Genomic DNA, 13,678 nt, shown 5'->3' with positions numbered 1-13,678 from the left:
TGAACTTATTTGAATGTGAGTTCTCTATAGATATATCACCCCTACGGGGTAGGGAAAGTGCGTAAAAACCTTGCTGAAATCCGCAGAAAGGGAAATACGCAGAAATACCCAAGCAATACGTAGAAATGCCCAAGCAAAAACACCCCTATCAAAAACACCAAAATTTGTGAGTAGCAATTTGGATTAAGTAAGGTAAGGGAGCATCCATAATGCCTGAAACAAAACCGGAACCTGCGACAGCAGGCATAGATTCAAAAGATACAACCGTAGGAAGCGTTTTCGTCTCCAACTACCCACCGTATTCGGTATGGGGCGAGTCCGATGTGCCAGAGGTGCAACGCGCGCTCAGCGAACAACCGCGTCCAGATGCTACACTCGGGTTATACCTCCACATCCCTTTTTGTCGCAAGCGGTGCAAATTCTGCTATTTCCGCGTCTACACCGATAAAAACAGCTCGGAAATCGACACGTATCTGAACGCACTCGCGAAAGAGGTTGAACTCTACAGTGCACAACCCGCAATCGCGGATAGACCCCTGAAATTCGTCTATTTCGGTGGCGGGACACCTTCCTATATCAGCGTGAAACACCTGACGGCTCTCGTTGACAGGGTGAAACGGGTAATGCCGTGGGATGCCGCCGAAGAGATCGCTTTTGAATGTGAGCCAGGGACCTTGACAGAAAAGAAAGTAGATGCGATCAAAGGGATCGGTGTAACCCGTTTGAGTCTCGGTGTTGAGAATCTGAACGACGAGATCCTCGCTGAAAACGGTAGGGCACATCTTTCCAAAGAGGTGTATCGTATCGTCCCGTGGATAAAGACTTTGGCGTTCGATCAGGTCAACATTGATCTTATCTCAGGCATGATCGGTGAAACGTGGGAGAGTTGGCGAGAAACCGTCCAAAAGACCATTGAACTTGATCCGGATAGCGTCACCGTCTATCAGTTGGAATTGCCATTTAACACTGTCTATTCTAAAGATATTCTCGGTGGCGATTCCCTGCCGGTCGCAGATTGGAAACTGAAACGCGAATGGCACCAATACGCCTTTGAACAGTTTGAGCAAGCCGGTTACACACAATCCAGCGCGTATACAGTGCTCAAGAAAGATAAGCATTGCCAGTTTGTCTATCGCGATGCTGTGTGGCAGGGAAGCGATATGGTAGGCACAGGTGTTGCCTCCTTCTCACACCTCAGCGGAATTCATTTCCAGAACGCACCTTCATGGGGAGACTACCTCAGTCACCTTGCGGAAGATAGGATTCCAGTCTACCGAGCACTGAAACCGACAGAAACGGAACGATTGACGCGGGAGATGATCCTGCAACTCAAACTCGGACAGATCAGACCCTCCTATTTCAAAGCGAAGTTTGACACAGACATCCTCGATACTTTTGCTGAACCCTTCGAGAAACTGCAAAACGATGGCATGTTGCGTGTCAACGCCGCATCAGATGAAATCCAACTGACGCAACGCGGATTGCTCCAAGTCGATAGCCTGCTTCCGGCGTTCTATGCCCCTGAATACCAGAACACGCGATATACCTAAATCAGCAGAGGCAGCTAGCGGTCAGCAGTCAGAGGCATAGCAGTCAGCAGTCAGCACACAGTAGTTGTTGGGTTTCACTTTGTCTTTGACAGAGATGAAGGGATTGAGATGTGCCGGGTATTTGGTTCGGGACATTTGATGTCTCAGAGACGTTCAACCCAACCTACGTATGAAAGGGATGAAGACATGGATACAAAACTGATCGAATCTAATCCGTCAATCATGATGGGCAAACCCGTTATTGCAGGTACTCGCATTCCTGTCGAATTAATCTTAGAAAAAATCGCAGCGGGTGAGACAATTGAGCAATTACTTGAAGCCTACCCCCGTTTGACTGAGGAAGGTATACGCGCAGCATTCCATTTCGCAGTTCAGTCCCCCATATCTACCCGTTAAACTCAAGAAACATGGATACAAGAACACAATTACACCGCCTCCGTGAGATGCTTGTTCCGGTGTTGGAAACTAACGCCTTCTATAGACACAAACTCACCGAAGCCGGGGTCACGCACCCAAACGACTTGCAAACGTTGGAGGACTACCGTCAACTCCCATTTACCACAAAGGAAGAACTCAGCACCGACCAAGTATCGCATCCGCCTTACGGGACGAATCTCACCTTTCCGTTGGAGCGGTATACTTGTCTTCACCGCACCTCAGGCACAACGGGTTCACCATTGCGATGGTTAGATACAGCGGAATCGTGGGATTGGTGGGGCAAATGCTGGGGAGAAATCTATCGTGCCGCTGGCGTCACCGCAGCCGACCGACTCATGATCGCCTTTTCGTTCGGTCCCTTCATCGGTTTCTGGAGTGCGTATCACGGTGCGCAGCAGTTAGGTGCGCTCCTCATCCCCAATGGAGGCATGACCTCTGACCAACGGCTACGCGCGATTCTTAGCAACGACGTGACGGTGCTCATCGCTACACCGACATACGCGTTGCGGCTTGCTGAAGTCGCTGAACAAGACGGCATCAATCTATCTGAAGAAACTTCCATTCGGGTGACCATCCATGCCGGTGAACCGGGAGCGAGTCTACCCGCTACGAAGCAACGGATTGAAAGCCGTTGGGGGGCGCGTGCCTACGATCATGCGGGTGCAACAGAAGTCGGTGCCTGGGGTGTTATGTGCGAGCCACAGGCAGGTGTCCACCTCAACGAAGAGGAGTTCATCTGTGAAGTACTTGATCCAGAAACTGGAAGTCATTACGAATTTAGGGCGCGTCGGTATGCCGGTTATCCGTTATCGGACGGGAGACTTCGTCAAGCTTAAATCAGCACTGTGCGAATGCGGTAAGGAGAGCCGTGTCCTTGAAGGAGGCGTTATCGGACGGATAGACAATGCCCTGATTATCCGCGGTCTGAACGTGTATCCTGCTACACTCGAAAACATCATCCTCAAGTTTCCAGATGTCCGCGAGTTCTCGGCACGTGTCTATGGAACAGGTACGCTCGACGAATTGGAAATCCAGATTGAATCTATACATCCAAATCCTGCTGAAACTGCTACCGCCGTCGCCGCTGCGATTCGAGACGAGTTAGGTTTGCGTGCCGTCGTGAAAGCAGTCCCCCTCGAAACACTACCGAGATCCGAGCTTAAATCAAACAGATTCACTGATGAGCGGTCATCGTAAAGAAAAATAGGATAAACTGTTGTCACTTGATGTCAAATTGGTTACCTTGACATTTAAATTCTTGGAGACTATAATTGTTACATAACGAACAACAACATCGCGTCTACATTGAAACGTCAATTCCGAGTTTTTATTACACATTGCGCAAGGATACTGAATCGATTGCTAAGCAGAACTGGACTCGGAAATGGTGGGACCAATATGCGGATAAATTCCTTCTCTTTTCAAGTTTAGCTGTAATTGAGGAACTCAGTGACGGAACAAGTGAAAAAACACAGGATCGGATCGATTTAGTGGAAAACCTTGAGATGTTGTCAATTTCCCCAAAAATTCACCGCATTACACAAATCTATATTGACAGGTTGATAATGCCTCAAGATCCTTTTGGGGATGCACTTCACTTGGCAATCGCCTCGTTTCATAATGTAGATGCTCTTTTAACGTGGAATTGCAATCATATTGCGAACCTTAACAAAGTTTATCTTATCCGGCAGATTAATCAAGAACTTGGTTTACCAACACCGGAGTTGGCAACGCCACTCAATTACTTAGGAGTTGACGACTAAAATGACAAACTATGAAATCGACGAAATTCGCAGAATTCGCCGAGAAATCTCCGCGCGATTTGATCATGATGTCGGCAAACTGATTGCTCACTACCAGGCATTAGAAAAAGAATACCGGAAGTCTGGCAAATACAAATTTGTGGATCCACCGAATGAGAAACGAAAAATAGAAAAGTCGAAGGACGAAGAAGCAGCAGATTAAAGTGATATTTACTTTCACGAACAAATCCAAAGATGAGACTTTCAAAAACACGGCTTCTGAAATTGAGAGCCTCCGTGAGGACGCGATTGATACACCAGAGATCCCCGAACTCGATGACGACTTCTGGGAAAATGCCCAGTCAATTGTTCCTGAAAATTATCTTCAGATTGAACATGAAATCTTGGAATGGTTCAAAGGACGGGGACAAGATTATCACACGCGGATAAATATAGTGCTCCGAACGTATATGGACGCCCATAGATAAATCAACGAATGAACACACACCACACCTACGACACTATCGTTATCGGGGGCGGACCCGCCGGGAGTACTGTGGCAACGCTTGTCGCGGAACAAGGACACCGCGTCCTGCTCCTTGAACGGGAATCTGAACCGACATTCAAAATCGGAGAATCACTGATTCCCGCGACGTACTGGACTTTCAAACGGCTCGGTATGCTTGAGAAACTGCGGGCAAGTCATTTCCCGCAGAAATACAGTGTGCAGTTCTACTCACGCTCCGGTAAAGCCTCCACGCCGTTCTACTTCTTTCAAACCAATCCGCATGAAAGTGCCGTCACATGGCAGGTCCTAAGGAGTGAGTTCGACGAGATGCTTTTGGACAATGCAGAAGAAAAAGGGGTAGAAATCCGCAAAGGAACAGGTGTCCGAGAGGTCCTCTTTGAAGGGGACACAGCAACTGGTGTCGTCACACAACACACAGACGGCACCCGTGAAACCCTTAACGCCACTGTTATCGTGGATTCTACTGGGCAGCGGTCACTCATCGGCAGGCAACTGAACCTAAATACGATAGAACCGAACCTCAAAATGGCATCGCTCTTCACGCACTACGAAGGTGGACACAGAGACGAAGGTATCGACGAAGGGGCAACGCTCATTCTCCACACCGAAGAGAAAGATTCTTGGTTCTGGTCGATCCCGCTCCCTTATAACCGCACGAGTATCGGGGTTGTCGGTGAATTAGACTATCTCCTCCAGAATCGAAGAGATGCCGATGGTAAACTCAATGCCCAAAAAATCTTCACCGAAGAACTCGCGAAGTGTGCACCATTGCAACAACGGCTCGAAGGCGCGAAGCAACTCCTCCCCATCCAGACCACAAAAGACTTCTCCTATCGCGCCAGCCGTATCGCAGGCAACAACTGGGTGCTCGTAGGTGATGCATTCGGATTCTTGGATCCCGTCTATTCAACTGGACTGTTTCTGGCACTCAAATCTGGAGAGATGGCAGCGGATGTCATCATCGAAGCGTTCGATAAGAATGACTTCTCCGAAGCACAACTCGGAAGTTTCGGACCTGCGTTTGTAAAGGGGATGGAGGCATTTCGGAAACTCGTCTACGCTTTCTACACTAAGGAATTTAGTTTTGCACGGTTCCTATCAGAATATCCGGAGCATCAGGGAGGCATTGTTGACATCTTGAGTGGAGATGTGTTTAGAAAAGACGTAACGCATATCTTCCCCGCGATGGCAGAGATGTGTCCACTTCCACCTGAAGTACCACTCAATTAATAGGGAATAAGAAGATTTTGTTAGCCTGAAATAACCATAATCCATAGGAGTCCCTCATGAAATCAATCCTGTCCTATCTATCGATTTTCTGCGTTATACTCGCCATCGGGTGCGACAATACCTCAAAACAAAACACTGCCCAAAACGAAAAGGGCGACACCCCTGCCGAGTTAGTGAACGATAATTCTACAAAACGCCGCTATATCAGCATCGGCACTGCTCCTGCTGGTGGTGCGTTCTTCGTCGTTGGTTCCGCAATTGCTGAGGTCGTTGATGGTAACGTCTCAGAAGCGAATTGGGAAGTGACCGCCGAAGCTACTAAAGGCACACAGGAAAACATTCGACGGATCGTGAAGGGTGAACTGGAATTCGCGCTCGCCAACGCCGCAATTTCCTATTTTGCTGTGCGGGGCGAAGGCGCGTGGGCAACTGAACACACTATCCAAACCGTCATGACGCTTGCTCCGAACGTTGGGCTGTTCCTTACACCGCAGTCCTCCGATGTCCGTAGTATCCGAGACTTCGCCGGTAAACGGATCGTTGTTGGACCCGCAGGTGCAGGCTTCGAGTATTTCCTTAAACCGATACTGGCGGCACACGGCATCACGTACGACGATTTCACACCCATCAATAGCACTTACATCGGAGCGGTAGATTTGTTAGCGGACGGTTCTGCCGCCGCTGCATTCGTCGGTGGTGCGATCCCAACACCGGCCGCGACACAAGCCAGCACGTCTCAAAACATCTTCTTCATCCCGTTTGACGAAGCGGCGAAACAGTCGCTCTTTGCAGACTATCCTTTCTTTAATGCCGTAACGATCCCTGCCGATACCTACAAAGGACAGACGGAGCCGTTCGCGAGCATGAACGTGGGCGCGATGCACCTGATTACCGCTGAGAATACAGATGAAAACATCGTCTACGAATTCACGAAGACTTTGTATACACACCGAGCGGAAGTCGTGAAACGGCACGGTGCTGGCAAAGCCATCAACCCGAAAAACGTCGTCAAAAATACAGGGACATCCTTTCATCCGGGTGCCATCCGTTTCTATCGCGAAATCGACATTTGGCAGGAATAAAAACATTCTTCCATTTTTGCGATTTGCTATAGTATAACGCAAGTTGCCACCTATTTACTCTCACTGCGAGGCAATAGTACCCCTCTGCGGTAAGGGATCAGAAATAATGCAACCTTCTCGTCTCCAAACCGCGTAATTAATAAAGAAAACGGAAATGTGCAACGTTTTCCGCACTCGTTTGTAGTAATAATACGCGCATAGAGGGACCGAGAATAGGGTTTTCTCAGTCAAGAAATATACTTGCTTGAGATATACCCTTTTCCGGTCAACTTCGGTCTGTGGGAGGTTGTTCTCCTTTTCAGACCGAAGTTTCATTCGTGTTCCAGAACATAGAGAGTTTGGAGATTCACAATGAATTTGAAACAAAGCAGCAAACACAACCTACTCCGACAGGTCAGAACGGAGACTCAACGTCCATCCGTTAATCTTTATCCAGGGCAACATCTTCACGGCTTTGAGGTGAAAGCTGTCACACCGATTGACGAATTGAGAGGGGTGGCAATAGAACTCACACATCAGCAAAGTGGTGCCCGACTCCTACACCTCCATACAGATGACACCAAAAACTGGTTCTCAATCAGTCCGACAACTCCAACATTCGATGATACAGGATTAACACATATCCTCGAACACGCTGTAACGGCGGGGTCTCGCAACTATCCAGTAAAAGAGGTTTTCTTTGAGATCATGAAGATGAGTCTGGCGACCTATGCCGACGCGAACGCCATGAACTATTTTGATCATGCCTTTTATTATGGCTCAAGCAATGTCAAGAAAGATCTGTTCAATCTTGCAGAAGTTCACTTTGATTCTGTGTTTCATCCGCTACTCACAAGGGAAACTTTCAAACGCGAAGGTCACCATCTTGAACCTGTAGATCCGGCGCGGCCTACGGAAGGACTAAAAATAAATGGGATTGTCTACAATGAAGTGAAAAGCGGTTTGTCCGACCCAAAAGAGTACCTATTTATGGCTATAACTAAGGGGCTTTTGCCTGATACCTGCTATGCCCACAATGGTGGTGGAAATCCACTGGTTATGCCCGATCTGACCTACGAACAACTCATAACTTACTACCAAACCTATTATCATCCGAAGAACTGTTACTTCTTCTTCTACGGCAATATTCCGACAAACGATTATCTTGTATTCCTCGACGATAAATTGACAGGGACCCCAAGGACTGAGACTAACGGGCTTCTTCCACTACTCCGCCCGGAAATAACACACCCGCCGACATGGGAAGCACCGCGGATTGTGAGGGATGTCTATCCAATTGATCCAGCGGATCCACTCACTGAAAAGACATACCTGATGCTCAGTTGGCGCATGGGAGATGCAACGGATCCCGAAGAGGTCGTCTTATGCCGCATCTTAGGACTCATTCTGCTCGGCAACGAGGGAGCCCCCCTTCGAAAAGCAATTATTGATTCAAAACTCGGTGCGGACATATATGATGACGGGTTTTATATGTCTCCCGGCGTCAACACTATGGGTCCACACACCACCTTTCACGTAGGTTTGACAGGAAGTGAAGCAGACCGTATTGAGGCTTTCACGGAATTGATTGTTAATACATTGGCTCAAATTGCGGACATAGAAATTGACAAAGAGAAGGTGGAAGCTGCGTTTCAACAAATCACCTATGACTATCAGGAAATTACGCCAAGATTCTCATTTCAGCTGATGGAACGTGTCGTAAATACGTGGATATATGAAAAGGAGCCGACCCTCTTTTTACAGATGGGAGCGGTCTTATCTGCTATTCGTCAACGTTGGGAGCAAAATCCGCGCATCTTCAATGAACTTATTCGTGAACGACTCCTTGACAACCCACATCAATTGACAACTGTCCTCACCCCTGACGCGGGTATGCTGGCTTATCTTCATGCGAGTGAGGAAACGCGGCTAACAGCCATCCGCTCACAACTCACTGATGAGCAAATGAGACAGATCGCTGCGGATGCCGCTGAACTTGAACGTCTCAACGGACAACCCAACTCGCCCGAGGATCTGGCGAAGCTGCCGCAACTGCATGTCTCAGATCTTCCCGAGAAACCGTTGCATATTCCCACAACCGTTGAGACAGTTAACGGACGTCCGTTGCTCCGAAACGATGTCTTTTCCAACGGCGTGAATTACCTCGCACTAAATTTTGACTTGCACGGGTTACCGGAACATCTTTGGCAGTATCTACCGAGATACAGCGATGCCATTGGCAAACTCGGTGCAGGCGATCTAAATTACGAACAAGTAGCACAACACACGGCATCGGTTACTGGTGGACTGGACTGCTTCCCAAGTTTTAGCACACACGCACTTGACCCTGATAAGCCTGTCTGGAATATGCAGTTCCGACTGAAAGCACTTGATGACAAAATGGGATCCGCTTTGGATGTTCTGCGCGATCTGCTCTTTGCTGTGAATCCGCGGGATACCGAACGGCTTCGCGATGTCCTTAACCAAGCGGTAACAGAGTATCGGACCTATGCCCACGGTTATCGTTGTTTAGATATCGCGAACCATCACGCTGCCCGCGGATTTTCGCCACAGGCATATCTCTCAGAGGTCGTCTTCGGGACAACACAGTTTCGCGTGAGCGAGATGTTGCTTAACCATTTTGATGAATCTCATGAGGAACTCAGAGACGCTATTGAACAAATTCGAGATTTCCTGTTAGTGCGCGGTCGCGTGACTGCCAGTTTCACCGGTTCTGATGCGGCTTTTGAGATGCTCAGCGGGAAGTTTGCCGAATGGATTGACAACATGCGTGATGAGCCGATAAACCCGACGCCAATAGGATTTGAGGCATTCGACATATATCCACGCGAAGGATTGGTGGCTCCGATTCAAGTTGCGAACTGCGCGCACATAATACCGGCACCACACTATTCACATCAGGATTCAGTGCTCTTAACTATCGGCTCGCATATCTTGAGCCATGATTACATTATGAACGAAATCCGGCTCAAGGGCAATGCCTACGGTGGTGTTTTCGAATATAACCCATTTGATGCTATGCTCTACCAAGGCTCATACTTTGATCCGCACGTCGCTCGGTCACTCAATGTTTTTGATCAGACTGCTGATTATATCATACAATCGAAGTGGACACAGACTGACCTTGACAAAGCGATTATCGCGACGGCATCGGATTACCAAAAAACAGTCCGCCCCAGTCAAGCCTCGACCGATGCGCTTACACATTATCTCACTGGACAGACACGGGAAATGATCGAAGATAGATATGCCCAACTCCGACGCGCAACCCCCCAGACGGTAAAACGTGCCTTGCTCCAAATTTTTGAGGAAAATAAGGATAAAGCCTCAATTTGTGTCGTCGCAAGTCGTGAGAAATTAGAAGCAGATAATAAGAAAATGACTCAGCCTTTAAATATCGAAAATATTGTAGAATAACCCAAGTTGCCAGTTTCTCATTCACATAGCACCCCTACGGGGTGCAGTTCCTTGAATGTCCGATTTTCTATTCTCACTGCGAAGCAATACCACCCCTACGGGGTGTAAAGAGATTCTTTTCCTAAAAAATCTGTGTCTAAACACCCAAAACCTATTAGGTAGCAACTTGGGTTAGAATAGAATCAAATCCCAATTCGCAAGGGAAGATAAAGTGAAAGATGTTCTGCGGCTCCTGTCATACATAAGACCGTATTGGCATTTCCAAGGGCTTTACATTCTTTGCCAACTCGGCTACTTTGGCGGAGATTCTGATTGATGACGTCTTTCTCGCAAAAGATGCCGACAAATTGCTGTCTACTTGCGGACTCTGGATGCTGGTAGCCTTCGGCATGTACCTCTTTACACTTGGGTTCGCTTACTTCCCTATAAAGGTCTCACAAAATGCCGCGAAAGACATCCAACTCGCCGCCTACCATCACCTCCGTAGATTAGGCTTCAAATTTTACGACACGCAGCAGACCGGAAAAGTCATGGCACTCTTCACATCAGATACACCCAAGGCGATTGAGGGGTTTCAGATATTTGCCAGCTGCTCATTGTTACCATCCCTGTCGTCCTGAACGTTAGTTGGCAGTTATGCCTTCTCTCACTGCTCCTCGTCGGCGTGACTGTCTCGATACCAGCTCTTTTAAACAAGTCCCTCAATCGAATCGGGGAAGAAGTTCAAGAACAGAACGCTGTGCTGTCAAGCAACCTGCAGGAAAGTATCGCCGGTTCTCGCGAACTCAAGGGGTTGGGAAAAGAACTCTACGATTTAAAAAATATCCATCACTTTCTGAAACAACTTGTGACAATCCGTATCAAACAGGTAAAGCTCCAAAAGGTAGGAGATATCTTAGTCATCTGGTGGCTCAGCGATGCGCTGGTGCTTCTGGTGGGAGGTGGGTACGTCCTACAAGATGCCATGACCATAGGAGAACTCTTTGCAGTTGTCATGTGGTTCAATGCGCTGCAGCGTCCAGTGCACTTTCTCGTAAGTCTTCATCTCAGCATTCCATCCGTCATGGCGGCGGCTCGTCGGATCTTTGCGTTCTTTGATGAACACGAGGAAGAACCGCAAGATGGCACACCCATCATGCACATTGAGGGTAGCGTTCAATTCTCTGATGTCTCTTTTGCGTATAGCGAAGATCAACCGATTTTGAAACAGATTCGTTTTCAAGCAGAACCCGGCGAAACAATTGCGATTGTCGGACCCAGCGGTGCTGGCAAAAGCACCTTGGTGAGCCTCATACCGCGTTTCTATGCCCCCCAACACGGCACTATCCGCATCGACACCACGCCGATCAATACAATCCAAATCCAATCGTTGCGATCACACATCGGCATCGTTTTTCAAGAGCCATATCTATTCGCTGAGAGTATCTCCTACAACATCCGTCTGGGGGCAGAAGATCCAGAAACAGTAACACACGAAGAGATCGTCGCCGCAGCGAAGTTAGCAAACGCGCACGACTTCATCATGAAATTTCCTGAACAATACGAGAGTAAAGTTGGTGAGCGTGGGGTTCAGTTATCAGGAGGCGAACAGCAACGCATTGCCATTGCGCGTGTGCTTATCAAAGACCCGAAAATCCTTATTCTCGATGAAGCCACTTCGTCTCTGGACGCAGAATCCGAGGCACTCGTCCAAGAAGCACTTACACATCTCATGGCAGGACGCACCAGTTTCGTCATCGCACATCGACTCTCAACCATCTTGAACGCTGACAAGATTCTTGTACTCAGCGATGGAGAACTCGTTGAATCTGGCACGCATACCGAGTTGATTCAACGGCGTGGTGTATATCACGACCTATTCCAGAAACAGTTCACAGGGATGCAAAAGGGGACGTAACATGAAAGACATTCTGCGACTGTTATCGTATCTCAAACCGTATTGGCACTTCCAAGTCCTCTTTATCTTCTGTGCCCTGGGTAACTCAGGCTGTAGCCTTATATGGCCCTGGCTTCGGAAGATTCTGATTGACGACGTCTTTATCCCAAAAAACGCTGAACTGTTGCTACCTACCTGCGGATTCTATGCTCTAACTGCAGCCGGTATGTACTTTTTCCGATTTGGAACGACTTACTTTCCCGCGAAGGTTTCGGAGAATGGATCGAAAGACATTCAATTTGAAGCCTACCACCATCTCCGCAAATTAGGATTCAAATTTTACGACACGCACCAAACCGGCAAAGTCATGGCGACATTCACATCAGATACGCCAACAGCGGTGCAAGGATTCAACTTGTTTGCTGGTGACTATATCATAAACGGTATTATGCTCGTTGTAACACTCGGTATTATTACATACATCAATTGGCAGTTGTGTATTCTCTCCTTATTACTCGTCGCCGTAAACATAATCATCCCCGCCGTTTTGGATAAACCGCTCGGTCGAATGGGTGAGGAAATCCAAGAACAGAACGCACTCCTGTCAAGTAAACTACAGGAAAGCATTGCTGGTTCTCGTGAGCTGAAAGGATTAGGAAAGGAATTTTATGATTTAAAGAACCTACGCCAGTTTATCGAACGGCTCATCGCAATCGGCATTAGACACGGACTCATTCGGCAGGCAGGCGGTGGGTTCACCATCATTCTATTCTGGTTAGCCCAGGGTCTCATATTTTTCATAGGCGGGGGTTACGTCCTGCGCGATGCGATTACCATCGGTGAGCTTCTTGTCATCATACACTATTTTGGCAATGTACACGCGCCTGTGTCACAACTTGTAAAACTCCATCTCGGAATCCCGTCAATCATGGTTGCGGCTCGGCGTATTTTCGCGTTTTTCGATGAACACGAGGAAGAATCGCAAGAAGGAACACCGATAGAACATATTGAGGGACGTGTCCAATTCTCCGACGTCTCCTTTGAATATAACGAAGCGGAACCGATTTTACAAGAAATGAACTTTCAAGCGGAACCCGATGAGATGGTTGCATTAGTTGGACCCAGTGGTGCGGGTAAAAGCACCCTCATCAGTTTAATTCCACGTTTCTATGACCCACAGCAAGGCAGTATCTTGATAGATGCCATTCCCACCCAAGAGATCCAAATCCAGTCTCTACGCGCCCATATCGGCATCGTTTTTCAAGATCCGTATTTGTTCGCCGAGAGCATCTCCTACAATATCCGTCTGGGTGCGGAAGACCCAGAAGCAGTAACACACGAGGAGGTCGTCGCTGCTGCAAAGTTAGCAAACGCACACGATTTCATCATGAATTTCCCAGAGCAGTATGAGACGAAAGTTGGTGAGCGCGGCGTTCGACTCTCTGGCGGTGAACAGCAACGGATCGCTATCGCTCGTGTGCTTATCAGAGACCCTAGAATCCTCATTCTCGATGAAGCCACCTCGTCTTTGGATGCAGAATCCGAGGCACTCGTCCAAGAAGCACTCACACGCCTCATGGCAGGACGCACCAGTTTCGTCATCGCGCACCGACTCTCAACCATTTTAGACGCCGACAAAATCCTTGTTCTCAAAGAGGGTAGGCTCGTTGAAGTCGGCACCCATGCCGAACTGATTCAACGCGGTGGTGTATACCACGACCTGTTCCAGAAACAATTCACAGGAATACAAGCAGGCAACTCAGTTATCGGTATCACCGAAATTACTTAACACAAGTTGAAAAAGTGTTTGACTT

11 protein-coding genes and 1 pseudogene are annotated in these 13,678 nt (G+C 48.1%); all 12 read left to right on the top strand.

Annotated elements, in window-relative coordinates:
• Positions 1-209 precede the first annotated feature (209 nt).
• The 12 genes and pseudogenes from J4G07_12765 to J4G07_12710 all read left to right on the top strand — a co-directional run bounded on the left by J4G07_12765 (position 210) and on the right by J4G07_12710 (position 13,653).
• On the top strand, positions 210-1,550 hold the full coding sequence (locus tag J4G07_12765; GenBank protein MCE2414866.1) for a coproporphyrinogen III oxidase family protein: 1,341 nt from the start codon (positions 210-212) through the stop codon (positions 1,548-1,550).
• Between the two features lie 186 nt (positions 1,551-1,736).
• Positions 1,737-1,946 (top strand): DUF433 domain-containing protein, encoded by a 210-nt coding sequence (locus tag J4G07_12760; protein ID MCE2414865.1) that lies wholly within the window; start codon positions 1,737-1,739, stop codon positions 1,944-1,946.
• Between the two features lie 11 nt (positions 1,947-1,957).
• Positions 1,958-3,185 (top strand): annotated as a pseudogene (locus tag J4G07_12755) (phenylacetate--CoA ligase family protein).
• 74 nt (positions 3,186-3,259) lie between these two features.
• A complete protein-coding gene (locus J4G07_12750; protein ID MCE2414864.1) occupies positions 3,260-3,751 on the top strand; it encodes a type II toxin-antitoxin system VapC family toxin in 492 nt (163 codons plus the stop codon).
• 1 nt (position 3,752) lies between these two features.
• The gene (locus tag J4G07_12745) at positions 3,753-3,953 is read left to right on the top strand and encodes a hypothetical protein (protein MCE2414863.1); all 201 of its coding nucleotides are present in this window, start codon (positions 3,753-3,755) and stop codon (positions 3,951-3,953) included.
• 61 nt (positions 3,954-4,014) lie between these two features.
• A complete protein-coding gene (locus J4G07_12740) occupies positions 4,015-4,218 on the top strand; it encodes a BrnA antitoxin family protein (protein MCE2414862.1) in 204 nt (67 codons plus the stop codon).
• An 8-nt stretch (positions 4,219-4,226) separates the two neighbouring features.
• Positions 4,227-5,489, top strand: coding sequence for an NAD(P)/FAD-dependent oxidoreductase (locus J4G07_12735; GenBank protein ID MCE2414861.1), 1,263 nt, complete (start codon positions 4,227-4,229; stop codon positions 5,487-5,489).
• Positions 5,490-5,545: 56 nt separating this feature from the next.
• Entirely contained in the window at positions 5,546-6,571 is a 1,026-nt protein-coding gene (locus tag J4G07_12730) for a TAXI family TRAP transporter solute-binding subunit (protein MCE2414860.1), read from the top strand.
• Between the two features lie 351 nt (positions 6,572-6,922).
• Positions 6,923-9,988 (top strand): insulinase family protein, encoded by a 3,066-nt coding sequence (locus tag J4G07_12725; protein MCE2414859.1) that lies wholly within the window; start codon positions 6,923-6,925, stop codon positions 9,986-9,988.
• A gap of 296 nt (positions 9,989-10,284) precedes the next feature.
• Complete coding sequence (locus J4G07_12720) at positions 10,285-10,608, top strand: hypothetical protein (GenBank protein ID MCE2414858.1); 324 nt, start codon at positions 10,285-10,287, stop codon at positions 10,606-10,608.
• 119 nt (positions 10,609-10,727) lie between these two features.
• Complete coding sequence (locus tag J4G07_12715) at positions 10,728-11,885, top strand: ABC transporter ATP-binding protein (protein ID MCE2414857.1); 1,158 nt, start codon at positions 10,728-10,730, stop codon at positions 11,883-11,885.
• Position 11,886: 1 nt separating this feature from the next.
• Complete coding sequence (locus J4G07_12710; protein ID MCE2414856.1) at positions 11,887-13,653, top strand: ABC transporter ATP-binding protein; 1,767 nt, start codon at positions 11,887-11,889, stop codon at positions 13,651-13,653.
• Positions 13,654-13,678 lie beyond the last annotated feature (25 nt).

The sequence above is a fragment of the Candidatus Poribacteria bacterium genome (genome assembly GCA_021295715.1).
Classification (GTDB): Bacteria; Poribacteria; WGA-4E; order WGA-4E; family WGA-3G; genus WGA-3G.
Note: the sequence above shows the minus strand (reverse complement) of the source record. Positions and strands in the feature narration are given on the sequence as shown.